Genomic DNA, 20,702 nt, shown 5'->3' on the forward strand with positions numbered 1-20,702 from the left:
GTTAGATCAGGCGGAGCTGGCGGTCTTTGGGGCGGCGTGGTTCGGTTTCGCCGAACCGTTCGAACAGGCCCGGGTCGATCGTGCCGAGGAACGGCGACGGGCCGGACTCCCGCTCCACACCGTGGCGGGTACGACGGGCGGCGTGACTCACGTAGAGCCGGTCCTGAGCCCTGGTCAGACCGACGAAGAAGAGCCGCCGCTCCTCGGCGATCGCGTCCTCGTCGGGTGTCGACCCCGGCCAGCGCAGCGGCAGCAACCCGTCCTCGGCGCCGACCAGGAAGACCACCGGGAACTCCAGGCCCTTCGCGGCGTGCAGGGTGAGCAGGGTGACCGCCTCCGCGCGCGGGTCGAGCGCATCCACCTCCGCGCCGGTCGCCAACTGCGACAGGAAGGTCTCCAGGTCGTTGCCGCAGCGCCGGGCCAGCGGGGTCAGCAGGTCCACCGCCGAGCGGACGTCCTCGGGACGGACCGCGCTGCCGGCGCCGTCCAGGGTGGGAACCGCGAACCGCTCGGCGACCACCTGGCCGGCCAGGCGTACCCGGGCGGCCAGCGCACCGGCCAACCCGTCGGCGTGCCGCAGCTCGCGGGCGATGGCCGTCACCCCGGGCCGGTCCCGCAGCCGGTCGTGGGAGCGCTTCTGCACCGGGATGTTGGCCCGGGTCAGGGCGTCCACGATCGGGGCGGCCTGCGCGTCGGTGCGGTACAGCACGGCGATGTCGGAGAACGACAGCGAGGTGGACCGGCCGTCGATCCGGCCCGAGTCCAGTGAGCGGTGGGACAACCCGCCGACCAGCTCGTCGACGGTACGCACCACGAAGTCGGCCTCCTCGGCCACGGACGCCGCCGGGTAGCGGCCGACCAGCGGCGCTTCCGGGTCGAGCCGCGCCGGGTCCAGCCGTCGGCCCCGGACCAGCGAGGACGGTGCGATGGCCTGCACGGCGGCGGCCAGGATCGGAGCCGACGAGCGGTAGTTGCGGTTGAGCCGGACCAGTCGGGCGTCGGTGAAGTCCTCAGAGAAGCGCAGGAAGTAACCGACGTCGGCGCCCCGGAACGAGTAGATCGCCTGGTCTGGGTCGCCGATCGCGCAGAGGTTGCCGTCGGCGGGGCTGAGCAGCCGCAGCAGCTCGTACTGCACCGCGTCGACGTCCTGGTACTCGTCGACGAAGATCCACCGCCAGCGGTCCCGGTAGCGCTCGACCAGGCTTCGGTCGGCGCGCAGCAACTCCACCGGCAGGCTCACCAGCTCGTCCAGGTCGACCAGGTCCTGCTTGCGCAGCAACGCCGCGTAGCCGGCGGGATCGTCGCCGGCCTCTGACCGGGCCGCCGCCCGCTCGGCGTCGTCGGCGATCCGGAAACCGGTTGGCAGGCCCGCCGCGTCGGCGTTCTCCCGCAGGATGGTCAACCCCAGCGCGTGGAACGTACCAACGGTGACGTCCTCGGCGACCGGGCCGAGCAGACCGTCGAGGCGGTGCCGCAACTCCTCCGCGGCCCGCCGGGTGAACGTGATGGCCAGGCAGTGCTCGGGAAAGACGTTCAGCTCGGCGCAGAGGTACGCGATCCGGTGGGTGAGCGTGCGGGTCTTGCCGGTACCCGGACCGGCCACGATGAGCAGCGGCCCGCCGGGCGCGGACGCGGCCACCCGCTGCATCGCGTCCAGTCGGTCCAGCAGGCCCGTGCCGACCTCCTCCATGCCGGAGAGCATCGGCTCGAACGGCTCGTGCGGCGACGGCGGCGGCGCGATCGGCGGCGCGGGCGGAGGGGCCGGAGCCTTCCGCTTCGGCTCCGCCTTCGCCGCCGGGCGCTTGGTCGCGGCCCGGGGTGCCGGGTCCGCGGGCCGGCGCTGCGCCGGCACGGGTACGTCGAAGAGCGTCTCCTGCGCACCCAGTTCCGCCGGGTCGAAGAGGGTGATCACCCCGTACTCGCCGTCGTAGCCGGGTACCCGGCGCACAGCACCGCGGCGCAGCCGCCCGATGCCCTCGGCGAGCAGCTCACCGCCGGCCTGGGCGATGTCGGTCAGCGGCGTCGTGGTCAGGATCTCCAGCTCGGGGCCGAGCGCGGCGAGCAGGTCGTTGAACCGCCCCTCGACCTTCTTCGACCGGGCACCCACCTTGTTGATCTCGCCGAGGATCTCGGCCAGCGGCACCAGGTGGGTGACCTCCCGGGCGTGCGCCGGCCGGTGCCCCTCCGGGCGGTCCGCCAACTCCTCGATCCGGCTGAGGACACCCACGGTCAGCGGCTTGCCGCACTCGGGGCACTGCCCACCGGCGGCCCGGGTCCGCTCCGGGGACCAGTTGACCCCGCACAGCCGGTGCCCGTCCGCGTGGTACTTGCCCTCCTCCGGGAAGAACTCGATGGTGCCGGCCAGGCCGTCACCGGTGCGCAGCGCCTCCCGGACGGCGAAGTAGTCCCGTTCGGCGGTCAGCACGGTCGCCTCCCGGCCCAGCGCCGGCGGGGAGTGCGCGTCCGAGTTGGACACCAGTTGGTAGCCGTCCAGGCTGCCGACCCGCCAGTTCATCGCCGGGTCGGAGGAGAGACCCGTCTCCACCGCGAAGATGTGCTCGGCCAGATCCGCGTAGCAGTCGGCGATCGCGTCGAAGCCGGACTTCGAGCCCAGCGCGGAGAACCACGGCGTCCAGATGTGCGCCGGGACCAGGTAGCCGTCCGGGCTCGCCTCCAGGGTGATCTCCAGCAGGTCCCGCGAGTCGAGGCCGAGGATCGGCCGGCCGTCGGAGCCGAGGTTGCCGATCCGGCCGAGCGCCGTGTTGAACCGGGCCACCGCGTCCAGGTCGGGCAGGTAGATCAGGTGGTGCACCTTGCGGGTGCGGTCGTCCCGCTTGTAGATGGTGGAGATCTCCACGCTCAGCATGAACCGGACCGGATCCGCGTCGGTCGCGCTGGCGAGCCGGGGCGGCAGCCGGCGGGCGACGTCGCGCTCCGCCTCCGGGTCGAGCCGGTAGAGCCCCGGCTCCGCCGGTCGCAGCGTCTCCCGGAGATGGTCGTACCAGGCGGGATGGGTGAAGTCCCCGGTGCCGAGCAGGGCGATGCCCTTACGCCGTGCCCACCAGGCGAGGTTGGGCAGGGTGAGGTCGCGGCTGCACGCGCGCGAGTACTTCGAGTGGATGTGCAGGTCCGCGACGAATGGCGGGAGGCCACCGGGGGGTACGGCGCTGAACGGGGGCACGCCGCATCCTGTCACGCCCGCCGTGACGGTCGCCTGCCGCCACGCGCGGACGTGACGTCCGCTATGCCGAGCGCAACTCGACGAGGCTGATCTGTGGCTCCGCGCCGACCCGCACCGGAGGGCCCCAGAAACCGGCGCCGTTGGTCACGTACACCTTCGTGCCGTCGACCTCGCCGAGACCGCTGACCACCGGCTGTTCCAGCCGGACGGCCAGGTTGAACGGCACCATCTGCCCGCCGTGGGTGTGCCCGGACAGTTGCAGGTCGACGCCGTACCGGGCCGCCTCCACCGCCGCCAGGGGCTGGTGCGCGAGCAGGACGACCGGGCGGCTCGGGTCGCGGTCACCGAGGGCCGCGGCGAAGTCCGGCCCCGCGGCGAGGCCGGTGCCCGAACCCGTGAGGTCGTTGACGCCGGCCAAATCGAGGACGCCGCCCCGGGCCTGGATCTCCTGCCGCCGGTTCTGCAGAACCCGCAGGCCGAGCCGGTCGACCTCCTGGACCCACTCCTCCACTCCGGAGTAGTACTCGTGGTTGCCGGTCACGAAGAAGCTGCCGTAGCGGGAGCGCAGGTCGCGCAGTGGCTCGGCGGCCGATCCCAGCTCGGCCACCGAGCCGTCGACCAGGTCACCGACGACCGCCACCAGATCCGCGTCGAGCCGGTTGATCGCGGCGACGATCCGCTCGGTGTGCGCCCGACCGCGCAGCGGGCCGAGGTGGATGTCGGAGACGGTGGCGATGCGCAGGCCGTCCATGGCCCGCGGGAGCTTGGCGAGGGGGATCCGTACCCGGTCCAGTCGTGGCGGGCCGAGGGCGGTGCGCACTCCGTACCCGGTGATGCCCGTGGCGGTGAGGCCGGCGAAGATGGCCGCCCCACGGGCCAGCAGCAGCCGGCGGGCCGGGTCGTGGTCCGGTGCCGTGACGGCACCGGCGGCCGGCGGGTCGGCTGGTCCGGCACCGCCGACCAGCGCCGGCTCGGGCGCGGCGGCGGTCGGCTCGGCGGCCACCACCCGGCGGCGCAGCACCAGCCGGGCGACCAGCATCGGCACTTCCAGCACGGCGAGGATGACGAGCAGGTAGAACATCAGCGCGAGCCACAGGTAGCCCGGCCAGGCGAGCCAGTAGAGCCCGGCCTGGGTCCCGGCGAGGGTGACCGGCACGAGCAGGGCCAGGACCAGGGCGGCGATCCCACCGACGCGCCGCCAGCGGCCCGGCGTGGTGGTGTCCCGGATGAGCCGCTTCCACAGGTAGAGGTGGATGAGGCCGGTGATCAGCGCCAGGACGCCCACGAACCCCAGAACCGCCAACATCTGTGCGCCTCCCTCAGCCGCCCGCGAACGGAGGCAGGACGTCGATCGTGGCCCCGCCCGGCAGGGGTGTCTCACGATCATGACAGGTGATGCCGTCCACGAGGAAACTCGCGACCCGCAGCACGGCGGCGAGACGGTCGCCGTGCCGCTGGGCAAGGTCGGCGGTGAGGTCGTTGAGCGACCGCCCGGCCGGAATGCGCTCCTCGGTGCGACCGGCGGCGGCGCGTGCCCCGGCGAAGTAGCGGACGGTCAGCGGCGTCGCGTCCATGACTCAGCCTCCGATCGCGGACATCGGGCGGGCCGGCTGCAGGAAGGTGGGGTCGTCGATGCCGTGCCCGGCGCGCTTGCCCCACATCGCCGTGCGCCAGCGCCGGGCCAGCTCGTCGTCGTCCGCGCCACCGCGCATCGCGGCACGCAGGTCGGACTCCTCGGTAGCGAAGAGGCAGGCACGCACCTGGCCGTCGGCCGTGAGTCGGGTGCGGTCGCAGTCGCCGCAGAAGGGGCGGGTCACGCTGGCGATCACGCCGACCCGGGCCGGGCCGCCGTCGACCAGCCAGGTCTCCGCCGGGGCCGCGCCGCGTTCGGCCGGGTCGGGGCTGAGGTCGAAACGGGTACGCAGGGACGCCAGGATCTCCTCGGCCGTGACCATGGTGGCGCGGTCCCAACCGTGCTGGGCGTCCAGCGGCATCTGCTCGATGATCCGCAGTTGGTAGCCGTGGTCGACGGCGAAGCGGAGCAGGGCCGGAGCCTCGTCCTCGTTGACGCCGCGCATCAGCACCGAGTTGATCTTGACGGGGGTGAGGCCCGCAGCGGCGGCCCCGGCCAGCCCGGCGAGCACCGCGTCCAGCCGGGGACGGCGGGTGAGCTGGGTGAACCGGGCCGGGTCGAGCGTGTCCAGCGAGACGTTCACCCGGTCCAGACCGGCCGTGCGCAGCGCCGGGGCGAGCCGGTCCAGGCCGATGCCGTTGGTGGTGAGGGAGATCTGCGGGCGGGGCTCGACGGCGGCGACCGAGGCCACGATGTCGACCAGGCCAGCCCGGATCAGTGGCTCGCCGCCGGTGAACCGCACCTCGGTCACGCCGAGCCGCTCGACGGCCAACCGGATCAGCCGGACGATCTCCGCGTCGGTGAGCAGCTCGGGGCCGGCCAGCCAGGGCAACCCCTCGGCCGGCATGCAGTAGGTGCAGCGCAGGTTGCACTTGTCGGTGAGGGACACGCGCAGATCCCGGGCGACGCGGCCGTACCGGTCGACGAGGACGCCGTCGGTCCGCGGGGCGACGCTCACCTGTCGACCGTAGCGCGCTCGACCCCGCCCAGGGCGGCGCGGGCATTCTGGACGACCGCATCGCGGTAGCCGGCACCGAACAGCGCGGTGTGCACGAGCAGCAGGTGCAGTTGGTGCAGCGGCACCCGTTCGCGCCAGCCGGCCGACAGCGGCCAGGTCTCCCGGTAGGCCGCCAGCACCGTGTCCAGGTGGGGGATGCCGCCGAAGAGCGCCAGCTGGGCGAGATCCGTCTCGCGGTGCCCGCCGTGCGCCGCCGGGTCGACCAGCCAGACCCGGTCGTCAACCCCCCACAGCACGTTGCCCGGCCACAGGTCGCCGTGGATGCGCGCCGGCGCCTCACCGCCACCGAACTCGCCCAGCCGGCTCATCACCCGCTCCACCAGCGTGGCGTCCTCGCTGGTCAGCGCACCACCGTCGACGGAACGCCGCAGGTAGGGGGCGAGTCTCCGTTCGGCGAACCACGTCGACCAGGGACCGTCGTCGACGGTGTTGTCCTGCGCAAGCGCCCCGATGAAGCCGGGCCAGGACGCGCCGAAGGTCGGCGCGCCGGCCCGGTGCAGGTCGGCCAGCTCACGGCCGAAGCGTTCGGCCGCCTCCGCCGTCGGCTCGCCGGGCTCCACCCAGTCGAGCGCCAGCAGGTCGGGCAGCGCCACGAGCACCTCGGGTACGGCGACACCGCCCGCCTCCCGCAGCCAGCGCAACCCGGCCGCCTCGGCCTCGAAGAACCCCTCCGGCACCGGCCGGTCGGCCCGCTCCGGCCAGGACTTGGCGAAGATGGAGTGCCCGTCGTCGAGGGTGAGCCGGGCGGCCGCGCAGATGTCGCCACCGGCGACCGGCGTCTCCCGGATCCGTTGGTGGGTCCGGAACGTCGACAGGTGTGCCGGATGCGCGCGCAGGTACGCCAGGTCCATCAACGCACGGTATCCGCTGCCCGCGACACTGGGGTGCCGCGCGAGCACATCGATCCGGATGACCAGCCCAAATACGCAGAGTGACTGTGGATAAGCCGCGTGTCGTCCACAGGGTCAGCGGGGCCCGGTGCGCCGGTCGCAGGCTCCCGACATGACCTCGACCGAACGTGCTCAGCTCTCCGTCCGCTCACCGGCCGACCTGATCGCCGCCGTGCCGTACCTGCTCGGCTTCCATCCCGCCGACAGCGTGGTCGCGGTGGCGCTGCGCGGCCGGCAGATCATCTTCGCCGCCCGCGCCGACCTGCCCGACCCGTCGACGGACCCGGGCGACCGGGCCCGGCACCTGGCCGGTGTCATCCGGCGGCAGGGCGCGGAGGCCGCCACCGTGGTCGGTTACGGGCCTCCCGAACGGGTGACGCCCAGCGTGGACGCCGTGCGCGCCGCCCTGGCCGGCGTCGGGTTGGAGGTGCTCGACGCCCTGCGGGTGACCGATGGCCGTTGGTGGTCGTACCTCTGCACCGAGGCCGACTGCTGCCCTCCCGAGGGCCGCCGCTACGACCCGGCGGCCAACCAGGTGACCGCCTCGGCGGTATTCGCCGGGCAGGTCGCACTCCCCGACCGGGCCGCGCTCGCGGCGCAGGTGGCACCGGTGGACGGCGCCGCGCGCGAGGCGGTGCGCGCGGCCACCGCCCGCGCCGAGCTGAGGCTGACCGAGCTGGTCGAGGGGGCACCCGCGAGTGACCTGCTCGGCGGTCGGGCACTGCGCTCCGCCGGGGTGGCGGCGGTCCGCGAGGCGCAGCGCGCGCAGCGGCGCAGCGTACGCCTCGACGACGACGAGGTGGCGTGGCTGAGCCTGCTGCTGACGCACCTGCCGATCCGTGACCATGCCTGGGAACGCACCGACGGTCGGGACCGGGACATCGCCCTCTGGACCGACGTACTATGCCGGGCCGAGCCGGATCTGATCGCCGCGCCCGGTGCGCTGCTGGCGTTCGCCGCCTGGCGGGCGGGGCAGGGGGCGTTGGCGGCGGTCGCGCTGGAGCGGGTGCTGACCCTGCACCCCGACTATTCGCTCGCCCAACTCCTGGACGACCTGCTCCGGCGCGGGGTGCCCCCGTCCGACCTCGACGGCTGGCCGTCGGTCGGGATGCCCGGGGTGGTCCGCCCGCGCAGGCGGAGCCGACGTGGCCGCCGCTGACCAGCCCCGCCGACCGTCCGGTAGCACCAACGGTGCTACCAAGTTTGGTAGTCTGGCACCCATGACCGTGAAGCGATCCGTCAGCCTTCCCGACGACGTCGCGGAGTGGCTCGACCAGCAGCCCAACGTCTCGGCCGCTATCACCGAGGCGGTGCGCGCCCAGATGGCGGTTGTGCACCTCCACGAGGTGCTGCGCCGAGCCGGCATCGAGGTGACCGAGGCGGGCCGGGCGCGGTGGCGGGAGCGGCTGGCGACACCCATCCCGGCGGACGCCCTGGCCGAGGGTCGCCGCATGTTGGGGCGCGCCGAATGAGCGATCGGATCGCGGCGGTGTTCGACGCGTCGGCGTTGACTGCCTATATCGAGGGCAGCGTCTCGGTGGGGGAGTTGATGCTGGAGGTCGGCGATGAGGGCCGGCAGGTGGCGGTCCCGGCCGCGTGTCTGGCGGCCGCCATCGCGAGCGTGGGCGACGAGATCGATGCCGCGATGCTCGCCCTGATGGTGAGCGCCCCGATGATCTGTGTGCTGCCGCTCGATGCCGGCGGCGTGCGGGACGCGGGCACGCTGGCCCGCCTGGTGGGCGGCGACATCTCACTCGGGCAGGCCGCCAGTGCGGCCCTCACCCATGAGGCGCACTATGCGACCGCGCAGCCCGAGCTGGCGGCGAAGGTTCTGCCGACCAACTGGAGCATCCTCGACCTGGCCTGACGATCGACCGGGCACGCCCTAGCTGACCGGGCCGAACTTCCTCGCCAGCCGGACGAAGCTCACCCACGCTGCCGGCTCGAACGTCAGCGTGCCGCCGTCGCGGTCCTTCGTGTCGCGCACGAGCACGACCCCCGGCAGATTGTCGGCCACCTCGACGCACGCACCACCGTTCGAGCTGCTGCGGGTGCTCTTGCGCCAACGGGCGCCGGTCAGGTCATCCATGCTCGCGCTCTCAGGAAGTCGATGGTCAGGTCTCGCGGTAGCGCTATCGATCTGATGCTATCCCAGACCACCCACAACGGGGCAACGTCATTACTGATGCGCCCGGCCGCCTGGTCGTCGAGGTAGCCGACCTCGCCGCCGTCCGGCGTGCTGGCGATGACGAATGGCCCGGCCTGGCCGGGGTGGAGACCGGCCGTGAGGGGAAGCACGTGAATCATGACGGCCGGTCGCTCGGCGAGCGCCACCAGGTGGTCGATCTGGTCGGCCATGATGTCGGGTCTTCCCCGGCGCAGCGCCGCCTCGTCGATCACGAAGACGGTCAACGGTGGCCGGGGCCGATCGAACACGGCGGCCTGGCGACGCAGTCGGGTCTCCACATGGGCCTCAAGGTCCTCGCCGGCCCAGAGCCCGCTGCCCAGCACGGCTCGGGCGTACGCCTCGGTCTGGAGGAGGCCGGGCAACACGGCGGACTCGTACCACCGCAGCCCCACCGCCTCGCGCTCGATGTCCGTCCACGGCCGGAGCCACGCCGGCTCGCGGCGCTTGAACAGGTCGGGCCACAGGTCGCCCTCGTCGCGGCCGAGGACCGCCGCGACCTTCGACCGGTGGCGGGTCTGCGGAATCCGTCCCGGGTTCGCCCACTTGGCCGCCGTCTTGGGGTCCACACCGATCTGAGCTGCGAGGCTGTCCGCTGTCAGGCCGGACGCCGACATCGCCTCAGCAACTGCGCGGTTCATCCAAGACTCCCTCCGTACGTCCGGAACGTCCACAGGAGATGTTGCTACGCGGTGTATTCGGTCCGCAACCCTTGGAAGTGTGCCTCTTGCACGGCGCGGCCGGCAGGGACCCCCCGAGACCCGGCGGCCGCGTTCGTCAGGGGCCGCCCCGTGGGCGAGCACTCAGGGGCGGCCCCTCCCAACGACGAGGGGGAGACCATGCCGGACGCGCCCAAGCCGACGATGAAGGCCGGCGACCTCGTCCACCTGACCCGCGCCGCGAGCCCGCAGTTCGTCAGACCCATCACGGTGCGGGTCATCCGCGAACTCACCGACCGGCACACCTACCACGGATGGACCTGGATCGAGGCGTACGAGCTGGGGCCGGACGGGAACGCACGGGCCAAGCGGGCGTTGTTCGTCCTCCGCGAAGGGGTCGGCCCGTCGCCCTCCGGTCCACCCGAGACTGCCCACCAGCAGATCCGGGGCGTCCCTCTGCGGGTGGGACGATGACCGGCCGCTCCGAGCACCCCGTCACGAAGCCCGCGTGGCGCTGCCGGACCTGTGGGATCGCGTGGCCCTGTGCGGCCGCGAAACTGCGGCTGCTCGGCGAGTACCGCGGTCGCCGCGACGAGTTGATCACGCACCTGAAGGCGCTGGAGATCGAGGCGACGAACCAGCTCACCGAGCTGCACGGCGGCACGCCTCCGCCCAGCCTGACCGAACGCTTCACCGGTTGGGCCCAGGCGCGGTAGGCCCGGCGTGGTCGTCCGTCGAACGATGTAGGCGTCTCTCCTGTTCACGACCGACGCGGCGGAGCCGCCACCCCCGAACAATGGCGGAGGCCGCGCCGCGCCAGGCCGTCAGGCCGGCTGCTCCACGGCGACCCGCTGCGGGCCGGCGTACACGTTCATGGTCCGGCCCCGCAGGAAGCCGACGAGCGTCATCCCCGCCTCGTCGGCCAGTTCGACGGCGAGGCTGCTCGGTGCGGACACGGCGGCGAGCAGTGGCAGGCCCGCCATCCACGCCTTCTGGGTCAGCTCGAAGCTGGCCCGGCCCGAGACCAGCAGCAGGTACCCGGCCAGCGGCAGCCGGCGTTCCCGCACCGCCCAGCCGATCACCTTGTCCACCGCGTTGTGCCGACCCACGTCCTCCCGGAGCACCACCAGCTCACCGTCGGGCGTGAAGAGCCCTGCCGCGTGCAGCCCGCCGGTCCGGTCGAAGCCGCGCTGCGCGGCCCGCAGCCGGTCGGGCAGCTCGGCGAGCAACGTGGCCGGCACGGTGAGCGGGTCGGCCGAGACCGGAAACAGCGACCGGGTACGCACCGCGTCGATGCTGGCCTTGCCGCAGACCCCGCAGGAACTGGTCGTGTAGAAGTTCCGGGACGGGTCGGTCGTCGGCTCCGGTACGCCCGGGGCGAGCACCACGTCCACCACGTTGTACGTGTTCGGCGTCTCGGCGCCGGCGCAGAGCTGCGCGGTCAGCACGTCGTCGGTCGAGCGGATCAGCCCTTCCGTCAGCAGGAAACCGATGGCGAGATCCAGGTCGTCGCCCGGGGTGCGCATGGTGACGGCGAGCGGCCTGCGCCGGCCGGGGCCGGCCGCGCCGACCCGGATCTCCAGCGGCTCCTCGACGGCGAGGGTGTCCTGCCGTCGGACGGCTCCGCGTCCGTCGGCCGCCGCGTCCAGGTCGATCCGGAGTACGCCCCGTCGGTCAGTCGCCCGTCCCATCCCGCCATCCTGCACCCCGTGGCGGTACGCCCGCACGGCGCCGGCCATTGCGCACTCGGGAGGGCCACCGGCCGGCGGCGGCACGGCTACCGTGGCCGGGTGGGGTCGTACGCCGCCGTGGTGCTCGGGTGGGGCCGCCCGACGGATGGGTGGGGTGGACAAGCCCGCGCTGCCGGTCGGCGGCCGGTCGATGCGCGACCGGGTGCTGGCGGCCGTCGCCGATGCCGCGCCGCGCGTGCTGGTCGGCCCGGCCGAGGCCGTCCCACCCGGTGTGCGGGTGACCCGGGAGGATCCGCCCGGCGGAGGGCCGGTCGCCGCGATGGCGGCCGGGCTGGCGCGGCTCGATCCCGACACGACCCTGGTGGCGGTGCTCGCCGCCGACCTGCCGCTGCTCACCCGCTCCGCGATCGGCGAGCTGCTGGCCCAGCTCAGCCCGACGGAGCACCGTGCGGCGGCGGAGCACCGTGCGGCGGCGGAGCACCGTGCGGCGGCGGAGCACCGTGCGGCGGCGGAGCATCGTGCGGCGGCGGAGCACCGTGCGGCGGCGGAGCATCGTGCGGCGGCGGAGCACCGTGCGGCGGACCCCCGTGCGGCGGCGGACCAGCCAAAGGCGGACCGGGCGGCGGCGGACCACCGGGAGGTGGGCGCCGCCGAGTCGAGCCTTGGCACCGGGCCTGCCGGGCGGGGGCGTCTCCTCGACGGGGTGTGCTTCGTCGACGCCGACGGTCGGCGGCAGTCGTTGTGCGGCGTGTGGCGGGTCGCCGCGCTGCGCGCCGGGCTGGATCGGCTGGCGGCCGGGCGCGGCGGTGACCTGGCCGGAGCCCCGGTACGGGCGCTGCTGGGCGGCCTCGTCGTCGGGGAGGTGCCCTGGGGCGGTGACGGCGGCCCGCCGCCCTGGTTCGACTGCGACACTGACGAGGACGTACGCCGGGCGGAGGAGTGGGTGCGATGACGGTGATGGACGACTGGGTCACGGCGGCCTGCGCCGAGCTGAGCCTGGACGCGACCCAGGTGCCCGTGTCGGCGGTGCTGGACGTGGCCCGCGACGTCGCCCACCAGGTGCTGCGACCGGGCGCGCCGGTCAGCGCGTACCTGCTCGGGTTGGCGGTGGGTCGGGGTGCCGACCCGGCGGACGCCGCGGCGCGGCTCAGCGCCCTCGCGGCGACCTGGCCGGTCGAGCTGGGTGCCGACCGCACCGACCCCACCGCACCCGCCAGCCAGGCCGACCCCGCCGACCCCGCCGGTCCGACGGCGGCCTGAGCGTCGCTCGCCGGCCGGCGTGGACGCGCTTCACCAGGTCACCGCCTGGGAGCCAACGATCTCGGTGTCCGATCCCGGTCCGGGCTGATTCGACCCCCGGACGGCGTGGGTAGGGTGACCGTGACGGACGGAGGCGATCATGACGGCTGACCACCCCTCGGCGCCGGACGGTGAGCTGCCTGGCGGCGCGGCGGATTCCATCCTGCTCGACGAGCCCAGCACCACCGACCTGCGGGCCAAGGTGACCGAGGCGTGGCAGGAGTTCGCCCGCGCGCTCGCCGTACGTCTGCGGGAGTTGCCCCCGGGCGCGCACCTTGAGCTGACGCTGGATCCCACCGCCTCCGGGACGGGGGACGCCGTCTACTCGATCAGCGTCGACGTGGACGGCACCGGCGGGCTGTCCGCCCGGGCGGTCGGCAACGCCGACCTGCCGGCGGGCTACCGGTTGGACCGTGCCGCGGTGGCGGACATGATCGCGCTCGGCTGGTCCCCGCCCGGCGTGGTGACCGGTTCCTTCAACTCCTTCGGGTTGGACGGTACGACGGCGGAGGCCACCCGGGTCGCCGCGCTGCTCTCCCGGACGCTGCGCGACGTCTACGGTGCCCCGCACCCGGCCTTCCTCGTCTACCTGGTGCAGGACGCCGAGCGCGAGCCGCTGGCCGTGGAGCCGTTGGGTACCGCGCGCAGCGAGTTCGGCCCGGACGCCGACGTCGAGGCCGATCTGGAGGAGGCGTTGGCCGAGGCTGCCGCCGGCCAGGCGGAGCGGGACGACGTGCTCGACCTCCCCGACCGGGTGCGCACGGTGGTGTCCGCGATGCTCAAGTCCGACGCCGACCGGTTGCAGATCGACTCGGACGGTGACATCACCATCCGCGCCGGCTCGGCGATGGTGTTCGTCCGGGTGCGGGACAATCCGCCCCTGGTGGACGTCTTCTCCCCGGTGCTGACCGAGGTGGAGCCGACCGAGCGGCTCTACGTCAAGCTGTCCGAGCTGACCAACCGGATGCCGATCGGCCGCCTCTACTGCGCCGACGACACGGTCTGGGCGTCGATCCCGGTGTTCGGCCGCAACTTCCAGGCCACACACCTGATGCTGGCCGTGCAGGTGATGACCGGTCTCGCCGACGAGTTGGACGACCGGCTGCACGGCGAGTTCGGCGGCAAGCGGTTCTTCGGCGAGGGCGACAAGCCGGTCCTGCGCGACGAGTCGCAGCACCGCACCGGCATGTACCTCTAGAGGTCCAGCAGCGTCTTGCCGACCGTCGCGCGCGCCTCGATGGCCGCGTGCGCGTCGGCGGCGCGCTCCAGCGGGAAGCGCTGGCCGATCAGGGGTCGCAGCCGGCCGGTCGCCGCGTCCGCGAGCGCCTGTTCGGTGTACGCCCGCAGGCGCGCGGGTGGCACGTCCGGCCGGAGCAGCGTGACCTGCCGTGCGGTGGCGGCCTCGGGCGGGATCGGGGACCATTCGCCGCTCGCCAACCCGAAGCTGATCATGCGGCCACCCGGGTCGAGCAGTTCGAACGCCGCCCGGGCCACTGCCCCGCCGACCCCGTCGAGCACCACGTCGACCCCGCCCGACGCAGCTCGGACGCGGTCGGCCCAGTCGGGCAGCAGGTAGTCGACGGCGAGGTCGGCACCCAGTCCGGGCAGCAGGTCCACCTTGCGTGGCCCACCGGCCGCGCCGATCACCCGTCCGCCGGCGCGGGCCGCCAGCTGCACCAGCAGGCTGCCCACACCACCCGCTGCGGCCTCCACCAGCACCCGGTCGCCGGGGCGTACGCCGACGGTGTCGATCAGCATGGCGGCGGTGCGCCCGTCGGCCAGCAGCGCCACCGCCTCGTCGAGTGGCAACCCGGTGGGCACCTCGATCGGCGCGGACGCGTCCACCACCGCGCGTTCGGCGTACCCGCCGGAGCCGCCGGTCGCGGTGACCACCCGCCGTCCGACCAGCGCCGGGTCAACGTCCGGTCCGGCGGCGGTGATCACGCCACCGACGCCGTTGCCGGGGATCAGCGGGGGAGTGACCCGGAACGGTCCGGGGCGACCGGAGCGCTGCTGCGTCTCGACGAAGGTGATGTTCGCGTGGGCGACGTCGATCGACACCTGGCCGGGGCCGGGCGTCGGGTCGGGCGCCGTGCCGGGCACCAGCACCTCCGGTCCGCCGAACTCCCGTAGCCAGATCGCCCGCATGACGTCCCCCTCGTGTCCGGTGATGGCAGCACCAGTGCAACAGGTGAACCTGGCTTGAGGTCAAGCTCCGCCGGAGGGGCCGACGCCGGGGGACTCCACCAGCCGGGACAGGACGATGGTGCTGCGGGTGGAGGTCACGAAGGACTCGGCACGCAGTCGTTCCAGGGCCGCCTCCAGGTGGGCGATGTCGGCGGCGCGCAGGTGGACGAGGGCGTCCGCCTCGCCCGAGACGGTGTACGCCCCGACCACCTCCGGGTGTCGACGCGCGGCCACGCCGATCTGCGCGGGGGTGGTCCGGCCGGCGCAGAACAGCTCGACGAACGCCTCGGTGGTCCAGCCGACGGCGGCCGGATCGACCACCGCCGTGAATCCCCTGATCACGCCGGTGGCGCGCAGACGGTCGACCCGGCGCTTGACCGCCGGGGCGGAGAGTGACACCCGCGTGCCGATGTCGGCGTACGACGCACGGGCGTCGGCGACGAGCAACGCAATGATCCGCTGGTCTACCGCGTCTATCTGCAACGTTCCGCCTCTGGGAAGCAACGGTTGTGGCTGTTACCAAAGTTCCACGGTACCTACTCTTGGTGACCGTGAACCAGCAGCGAGTCTCGCGAAAGCGGACATATCTCATGTGCTCGCCCGAGCACTTCGCGGTCGAGTACGCGATCAACCCGTGGATGGACGTGACCACCCCGGTCGACCGGGAACTGGCCGTCAAGCAGTGGGACCGGCTGCGCGAGACGCTGGTCGGCCTCGGCCACGAGGTGCACCTGCTCACCCCCGAGCGGGGCCTGCCCGACATGGTCTACGCCGCCAACGGCGCGTTCGTGGTGGACGGCAGTGTCTACGGCGCGCGGTTCAAGCACGAGCAGCGGGCCGCCGAGGCCGCCGCGCACCACGCCTTCTACGAGTCGCAGGGCTGGCGTTTCATCGCGCCGAGCGAGACCAACGAGGGCGAGGGTGACTTCGCGTACGTGCCGGAGGCGCACGGCGGGCTGATCCTGGCCGGGCACGGCTTCCGCACCGAGATCCCGGCGCACGCCGAGGCGCAGGAGGCGCTGGGCCGGCCGGTGGTGTCGCTGCGCCTGATCGACCCACGCTTCTACCACCTGGACGTGGCGCTCGCCTCCATCGACGACTCGAACGTCGTCTACTTCCCCGGCGCGTTCTCGGCGGCCAGCCAGCGGGTGCTGACCCAACTCTTCCCGGACGCGGTGCTCGCCGACGACGAGGACGCCATGGCCTTCGGGCTCAACCTCGTCAGCGACGGCGCGAACGTCGTGCTCAACAGCGAAGCCACCCGGCTGGCCGGCAAACTCAAGGCCGCCGGCTACAACCCGGTCCCGGTCGAGTTGGGCGAGCTGAAGAAGGGCGGCGGCAGCGTGAAGTGCTGCATCGCCGAACTGCGGCACTGACCCGAACACTGCCGCGTACGCCAGGGGCCGGCCTCCCGACGGGAGGTCGGCCCCTGATTGCGTCGACGGGCGGTCAGCCCAGCGTGGCCAGCTCGTTGATCAGCACGTTCGACATGACCTGACCGTCGCGCTGCACCTCCCGCAGGTACCACTTCTGTTGCGGGGTACGCGGCTGGTTGAACTGCCAGATCCCGCGCGGGCTGTCGATCTGGCCGATCTTGCCCAGTGCCAGGTTGACCTGCTGCGGCGTCGGCTTCCCACCGGTCAGCTGGATGGCCTGGTCGAGCACCTGCGCCGCGTCGTACGACGCCATGGCGTACGTGGTGGGCGTGACCTGGTACTTCTTGCGGTACGCCGAGGCGAAGACCCGGTTGGAGGTGCTGTTCAGGTCGGCCGAGTAGTTCAGCGCGGTCTGGATGCCGAGCGCGTTGTCCTTCAGGTTTTCCAGCACGGTGCCCTCGGTGAGGAAGCCGGGTGCGTAGACGGGCCCGGAGAATTTCTCGCGCAGCTGCTTGATGAACTCCACCGCGGCATTGCCGGCGTAGAAGCAGAAGACCGCCGTCGGCTTCTTGGCCAGCGCCTTGCTGATGTCCACGGTGAACGCGGTCATGCCCGGGTTGGGGTTGGCGGTGGTGTAGGTCACCGGGTCGGCGATCCGCGGGTCGGTGGCGCCGAACTCCTGCCGGAAGCCGCGCACCACGTCCGGGCTGCCGACGTTCTCCGGCATGATGATCGCGACTCGGCCGTTGGGCGGCAGCTGGTCGCGCAGGTAGCGGCCCAGTGCCCGGCCGGCCTCGTCCAGCACGTAGGACGTCCGCCAGATGTAGAAGACGCTCTGCAGGCTGCTCGGTGAGGCGTTGGAGCCGATCAGCGGAACCCTGGCCTGCTCCACGGTGTTCCGGATGCCGAGCATCACCGCCGAGTTGACCACCCCGGTGAGCGCCAGCACGCCCTGCTTGAGCAGACCGTCGACGGCGGCCTTGCCGGTCTTTTCGGTGTCACCCTCGTCGGCGGTCAGCAGGTCGACCGGGTGCCCGCCCAACCGCTGGTCGTGTAGGTCGAGGAAGAGCTGGAAGCCGTTGGTGATGTCGTCGCCGATGCTCTTGAAGCCGCCGGCCTGCGGCGTGATCAGACCGATCTTGACCGGGCTCCGATCGGCGATGGGCTGGGTGTCGCTGTCGGAGCCGCATCCGGCGGCGAATCCGGTGGTACCGAGCGCGGCCAACAGTTGGAGCGCCCGCCTGCGATTCATCTGCGACACCGAGTTCCTTCCCAGGAGCGTTGCAGGGCAGAACACACAGCCCCTCCGGCGTTCTACCTGCTCCGCGACGCTGCGTCAATGGCTATTGATCATTGTGTAAAGACCGCAACGCATCGAGGACCTGGGGCCAGGCCGAAGCCTCCGGGTCGATCAGCCCGAAATGCTCGTGTCCGGGCAGTTCAAGAAGGGAAATATCGGATCCTGCGCCACGAGCCGCCGCGACGAAATCCCGGCTCATCGCCACCGGCACCTGTCGATCCTCCGAGCCATGAATAACTACTGTCCGTGTCCGCATGGGCACCAGCATTCGTGGATCGGCCACCGCGTACCGGTCCGGGACCTCGGCCGGGCCGCCACCGAGCAGCGCCGCCACCGCGCCGGAATCCAGATCCCGCCGGTACGCCTCGCCCAGGTCGGCCACCGGCGCCAGGGCGAGCACCCCGCCCACCGACGTCGGTGCGGTGGCCGCCACGAACATCGCCAGGTGGCCGCCCGCGGAGTGCCCGACCAGGAGCGGCGCCGCCCCGCTCACCCGGCCCGGCAGTGCCTCGGCGGCCAGCTCGGGCAGCGCGGCGATCCCGGTCAACGCGTCGGTCAACGTGCCCGGCCAGCCACCGCCGGGCTGCCCGGTGCGCCGGTACTCCACCTGCGCCACCGGATACCCGAGTGCGGCGAGCGCGGCCGCCATCGGTCCGGTGTGCCGCCGGTCGTACTCGGCCCGCCAGAAGCCACCGTGCACCACGACGACCAGTGGCCGCGCCGGGCCACTGCCCGCCGGGGCACGCAGGTCGGCGACCTGGTCCGGGTGATCGCCGTACGCCACCGTGTGGTCGGGCTCCGGGGCGGGCCGGGTCAGCACGGCACGCGGGTCGGCAGGCATGGCGCGACGGTAGCGCGCACCGCCCGGGTGGTTCGGCCCCGGGGAGTCGGTCCCGGGCGGCATGGGTCGCGCCCACTGGGTAAAGATGGACCCCATGACCGAAGCGCACTCCGCTGGACAGAACGACGAGCCCGGCCCCGACGAGTCCGGTCACTCCGGCACGGTGGTGGTGGTCGGCCCGGACGGCCGCCCGATCGGCACCGTGCAGACCGAGGAGGGCCAGGGTGAGGACCCGACCCGCCTGGTCGAGCAACCGGCCAAGGTGATGCGGATCGGCAGCATGATCAAGCAGCTCCTGGAGGAGGTCAAGGCGGCCCCACTGGACGACGCCAGCCGCAACCGGATGCGCGAGATCCACGAGCGGTCGATCGTCGAGCTCAAGGAGGGCCTCGCGCCCGAGCTGCGCGACGAACTGGAACGGATCTCGTTGCCGTTCGCCGAGGACAAGGCCCCGAGCGAGAGCGAGCTGCGGATCGCGCACGCCCAGCTCGTCGGCTGGCTGGAGGGCCTGTTCCACGGCATCCAGGCGGCCCTGGTCGCCCAGCAGATGGCAGCCCGGGTGCAGTTGGAGCAGATGCGCGGTGGCCGGCAGGCGCTGCCCAGTGGCCCGGGCGGGGTCGTCCCCGGAATGCCGGGCATCGGCCAGCCGGGCGGCGGCGAGGGTCACAACACCGGTCAGTACCTCTGACCTCAGTCCACCCCGAAGATCTTCTCCAGGTACGCCGCCACGCCGTCCTCGGTGTTCGCCGCCGTCACCTCGTCGGCGACCGCCAGGACGGCGCGGTGCGCGTTGGCCACCGCCACGCCACGCCCGGCCCAGGTCAGCATCGGCACGTCGTTGGGCATGTCGCCGAAGGCCAGCACGTCCGCGGCGGCCACGCCGAGCCGGTCGCAGTACCAGTCGAGCCCGGCCGCCTTGGTCACCCCAGCCGCGGAGATCTCCACCAGACCCGAGGACGACGAGTGCGTGGCCTCGGCCAACCCCGCCACCGCCGTGCTGATCAGCTCGACGAACCTGTCCGGATCCTGTTCGCCGGCGCGGGCGAGCAGCTTCACCGCCGGTAGCGACAGCAACTCCTCCGGCGTCTCGACCGGGCGGATCCGGTCGTGGTCGGCGTCCCAGCGCAGCGGGTAGTGCGCCTCGTGCCGCATCTCCCGGCTGTCCAGGATTTCCACCGCGAAGCTGATGTCGGGCACCTCGGCGCGCAGCCTCCGGGCCACCTCGGCCAGGTGCTGCGGCGCGAGCGGGTCGGCCCGCAGCACCTCGTCGGTGACCGGGTCGTAGACCACCGCGCCGTTGGCGCAGACCGCCGGCAGGGGCTCGGCCAGTTGGTCGTACACCATCTTGAGCCAGCGGACCGGACGGCCGGTGACCAGCACGACCGGCGTGCCTCGCGCGGTGATCCGCGCGAGCACGTCGGCGGTGCGCGGGCTGAGCGTGCGGTCGTCGCGGATCAGCGTGCCGTCGATGTCGGTGGCGACCAGGCGGGGCGTCTCTCCCATCACCGGGACAGTAGCCGGTCCAGGTACACCGCGACTCCGTCGTCGTCGTTACGCAGCGTCACCTCGTCGGCGACCGCGCGCAGGGTGGGGTGCGCGTTGGCCACCGCCACCCGGGACCAGCCGGCCCACTCGAACATCGGCAGGTCGTTGGGCATGTCACCGAAGACCAGCACATCGGCCGGGTCGACACCCAGGCTCTGCGCCACCACCGTCAGCCCGGTCGCCTTGTCCACCCCCGGTGGGCAGATCTCGATGAAGCCGAGCCCGGCCTGGGTGAGTGTGGCGACCTGCGGCGCAATGATCCGGCGGGCGACCGCCAGCAACTCGTCGACGTGGTGGTCGGCGGTCCGGGCGAACGCCTTGATCACGTCGCAGGAGAGGCACTCGTCGCGGGTGCGTGCCTCGAACCGGTCCTGGTAGGGCCAGCTTTCGTGGTAGTCGCCCCACAGCGGGGCGTCGTGCTCGTCGGACGCCTCGACCATCACGGTCAGCGGGCCGACCTCGGCCTCCAGGTCGGCCAGCAACCGGGCCAGCACCTCGGCGGGCAGCCGCTCGTCGCGGAGCACCACGGGGCCCGCCGGGTCGCTCTGGTCGACCACCCGGCCGCCGCCGGCCATCACCAGGAAGTCGGCGGCCCGGATGTCGTTGCGGGTCAACTCGGTCAGCCGTGGGCCGCGTCCGGTCGCGCCGACCACCGGAATTCCGGCGGCCCGCACCCGGTCGAGCACCCCATGGGTGTACGCGGAGACGGTGTCGTCGCTGCGGACGAGCGTGCCGTCGAGGTCGGTCGCGATCAGCTTGGGCAGTCCCGGGCGGGTCATCGTTCCTCCTTCGCCCACCGCCGTCGCGCCGGTCAGAAGGTCCCGGCGTGACGGCGGGCAGCAACCGTACCTCGGGAAACACGCCCCAACCATGGCTTTGAAGCGAATCGAACCCGAA

At 72.8% G+C, this 20,702-nt stretch carries 24 protein-coding genes; 10 read left to right on the plus strand and 14 right to left on the minus strand.

Translation table 11 applies throughout. The annotated features are described in order from the left end of the window. Nucleotide 1: 1 nt before the first annotated feature. The 5 genes from F8271_RS19835 to F8271_RS19855 form a co-directional block, all read right to left on the minus strand. A complete protein-coding gene (locus F8271_RS19835; RefSeq protein WP_151491261.1) occupies nt 2-3,181 on the minus strand; it encodes a UvrD-helicase domain-containing protein in 3,180 nt (1,059 codons plus the stop codon). 61 nt (nt 3,182-3,242) lie between these two features. Continuing rightward, nucleotides 3,243-4,487 (minus strand): metallophosphoesterase, encoded by a 1,245-nt coding sequence (locus tag F8271_RS19840; protein WP_151491262.1) that lies wholly within the window; start codon nt 4,485-4,487, stop codon nt 3,243-3,245. A gap of 13 nt (nt 4,488-4,500) precedes the next feature. Next, a complete protein-coding gene (locus F8271_RS19845; RefSeq protein ID WP_151491263.1) occupies nt 4,501-4,755 on the minus strand; it encodes a MoaD/ThiS family protein in 255 nt (84 codons plus the stop codon). Between the two features lie 3 nt (nt 4,756-4,758). Beyond that, nucleotides 4,759-5,772 carry a GTP 3',8-cyclase MoaA gene (moaA, locus tag F8271_RS19850; protein WP_151491264.1) on the minus strand — a complete coding sequence of 338 codons (1,014 nt, stop codon included), beginning with the start codon at nt 5,770-5,772 and terminating at the stop codon, nt 4,759-4,761. After that, a complete protein-coding gene (locus tag F8271_RS19855; RefSeq protein WP_151491265.1) occupies nt 5,769-6,683 on the minus strand; it encodes a fructosamine kinase family protein in 915 nt (304 codons plus the stop codon). The genes moaA and F8271_RS19855 overlap by 4 nt, the downstream gene beginning before the upstream one ends. A gap of 151 nt (nt 6,684-6,834) precedes the next feature. On the opposite strand from F8271_RS19855, the gene F8271_RS19860 reads away from it, so the two are divergent. The 3 genes from F8271_RS19860 to F8271_RS19870 all read left to right on the plus strand — a co-directional run bounded on the left by F8271_RS19860 (nt 6,835) and on the right by F8271_RS19870 (nt 8,589). Continuing rightward, complete coding sequence (locus F8271_RS19860) at nt 6,835-7,881, plus strand: DUF4192 domain-containing protein (protein WP_151491266.1); 1,047 nt, start codon at nt 6,835-6,837, stop codon at nt 7,879-7,881. Between the two features lie 61 nt (nt 7,882-7,942). Beyond that, entirely contained in the window at nt 7,943-8,194 is a 252-nt protein-coding gene (locus F8271_RS19865; protein WP_151491267.1) for a hypothetical protein, read from the plus strand. Then, complete coding sequence (locus F8271_RS19870) at nt 8,191-8,589, plus strand: hypothetical protein (protein ID WP_151491268.1); 399 nt, start codon at nt 8,191-8,193, stop codon at nt 8,587-8,589. The genes F8271_RS19865 and F8271_RS19870 overlap by 4 nt, the downstream gene beginning before the upstream one ends. An 18-nt stretch (nt 8,590-8,607) precedes the next feature. On the opposite strand, the gene F8271_RS19875 is transcribed toward F8271_RS19870, so the two are convergent. Together F8271_RS19875 and F8271_RS19880 are read right to left on the minus strand one after the other, a co-directional pair. Next, nucleotides 8,608-8,811, minus strand: coding sequence for a DUF397 domain-containing protein (locus tag F8271_RS19875; protein ID WP_151491269.1), 204 nt, complete (start codon nt 8,809-8,811; stop codon nt 8,608-8,610). Then, complete coding sequence (locus F8271_RS19880) at nt 8,799-9,548, minus strand: DUF5753 domain-containing protein (protein ID WP_151491270.1); 750 nt, start codon at nt 9,546-9,548, stop codon at nt 8,799-8,801. Before F8271_RS19880 ends, F8271_RS19875 begins: the two co-directional genes overlap by 13 nt. A gap of 150 nt (nt 9,549-9,698) precedes the next feature. On the opposite strand from F8271_RS19880, the gene F8271_RS19885 reads away from it, so the two are divergent. Further along, a complete protein-coding gene (locus F8271_RS19885; RefSeq protein ID WP_225854640.1) occupies nt 9,699-10,040 on the plus strand; it encodes a hypothetical protein in 342 nt (113 codons plus the stop codon). After that, nucleotides 10,037-10,282: a flavin reductase gene (locus F8271_RS19890; RefSeq protein WP_151491271.1), complete on the plus strand. Its 246-nt coding sequence runs from the start codon at nt 10,037-10,039 to the stop codon at nt 10,280-10,282. Before F8271_RS19885 ends, F8271_RS19890 begins: the two co-directional genes overlap by 4 nt. Nucleotides 10,283-10,390: 108 nt before the next feature. Here F8271_RS19890 and fdhD read toward each other — a convergent pair whose 3' ends face one another. Beyond that, nucleotides 10,391-11,257: a formate dehydrogenase accessory sulfurtransferase FdhD gene (gene fdhD / locus F8271_RS19895; RefSeq protein ID WP_151491272.1), complete on the minus strand. Its 867-nt coding sequence runs from the start codon at nt 11,255-11,257 to the stop codon at nt 10,391-10,393. A gap of 154 nt (nt 11,258-11,411) precedes the next feature. Between fdhD and F8271_RS19900 the strand changes: the two genes are divergently transcribed. From F8271_RS19900 to F8271_RS19910, 3 genes are all read left to right on the plus strand, one after another. Then, nucleotides 11,412-12,209: a molybdenum cofactor guanylyltransferase gene (locus F8271_RS19900; protein ID WP_255473713.1), complete on the plus strand. Its 798-nt coding sequence runs from the start codon at nt 11,412-11,414 to the stop codon at nt 12,207-12,209. After that, nucleotides 12,206-12,517, plus strand: a complete 312-nt coding sequence (locus tag F8271_RS19905) for a DUF6457 domain-containing protein (protein WP_151491274.1) — start codon at nt 12,206-12,208, stop codon at nt 12,515-12,517. The genes F8271_RS19900 and F8271_RS19905 overlap by 4 nt, the downstream gene beginning before the upstream one ends. A 139-nt stretch (nt 12,518-12,656) precedes the next feature. After that, nucleotides 12,657-13,754, plus strand: a complete 1,098-nt coding sequence (locus tag F8271_RS19910; protein ID WP_151491275.1) for a YbjN domain-containing protein — start codon at nt 12,657-12,659, stop codon at nt 13,752-13,754. Here the strand turns inward: F8271_RS19910 and F8271_RS19915 are convergent. Together F8271_RS19915 and F8271_RS19920 are read right to left on the minus strand one after the other, a co-directional pair. Further along, complete coding sequence (locus F8271_RS19915) at nt 13,751-14,704, minus strand: zinc-binding dehydrogenase (protein ID WP_151491285.1); 954 nt, start codon at nt 14,702-14,704, stop codon at nt 13,751-13,753. The two genes, F8271_RS19910 and F8271_RS19915, sit on opposite strands and share 4 nt — an antisense overlap. A gap of 60 nt (nt 14,705-14,764) precedes the next feature. After that, nucleotides 14,765-15,226 carry an Lrp/AsnC family transcriptional regulator gene (locus tag F8271_RS19920; RefSeq protein ID WP_151491291.1) on the minus strand — a complete coding sequence of 154 codons (462 nt, stop codon included), beginning with the start codon at nt 15,224-15,226 and terminating at the stop codon, nt 14,765-14,767. A 59-nt stretch (nt 15,227-15,285) separates the two neighbouring features. Here F8271_RS19920 and ddaH point away from each other — a divergent pair, with 59 nt between their 5' ends. Further along, complete coding sequence (gene ddaH, locus F8271_RS19925; RefSeq protein ID WP_347403780.1) at nt 15,286-16,119, plus strand: dimethylargininase; 834 nt, start codon at nt 15,286-15,288, stop codon at nt 16,117-16,119. A 73-nt stretch (nt 16,120-16,192) separates the two neighbouring features. Here the strand turns inward: ddaH and F8271_RS19930 are convergent, their stop codons facing one another. Next, a complete protein-coding gene (locus tag F8271_RS19930) occupies nt 16,193-17,380 on the minus strand; it encodes an ABC transporter substrate-binding protein (RefSeq protein ID WP_151491301.1) in 1,188 nt (395 codons plus the stop codon). An 82-nt stretch (nt 17,381-17,462) separates the two neighbouring features. Then, complete coding sequence (locus F8271_RS19935; protein WP_151491305.1) at nt 17,463-18,260, minus strand: S9 family peptidase; 798 nt, start codon at nt 18,258-18,260, stop codon at nt 17,463-17,465. Between the two features lie 85 nt (nt 18,261-18,345). Between F8271_RS19935 and F8271_RS19940 the strand changes: the two genes are divergently transcribed. After that, entirely contained in the window at nt 18,346-18,948 is a 603-nt protein-coding gene (locus F8271_RS19940; RefSeq protein ID WP_151491308.1) for a bacterial proteasome activator family protein, read from the plus strand. Between the two features lie 2 nt (nt 18,949-18,950). Here F8271_RS19940 and F8271_RS19945 read toward each other — a convergent pair whose 3' ends face one another. Both F8271_RS19945 and F8271_RS19950 read right to left on the minus strand, forming a co-directional pair. Beyond that, nucleotides 18,951-19,763, minus strand: coding sequence for an HAD family hydrolase (locus tag F8271_RS19945; protein WP_151491310.1), 813 nt, complete (start codon nt 19,761-19,763; stop codon nt 18,951-18,953). Further along, nucleotides 19,763-20,584: an HAD family hydrolase gene (locus F8271_RS19950; protein WP_151491316.1), complete on the minus strand. Its 822-nt coding sequence runs from the start codon at nt 20,582-20,584 to the stop codon at nt 19,763-19,765. The genes F8271_RS19945 and F8271_RS19950 overlap by 1 nt, the downstream gene beginning before the upstream one ends. Nucleotides 20,585-20,702: the final 118 nt, after the last annotated feature.

The organism is Micromonospora sp. ALFpr18c (genome assembly GCF_008868155.1).
In the GTDB taxonomy this organism is placed as follows: domain Bacteria; phylum Actinomycetota; class Actinomycetes; order Mycobacteriales; family Micromonosporaceae; genus Micromonospora.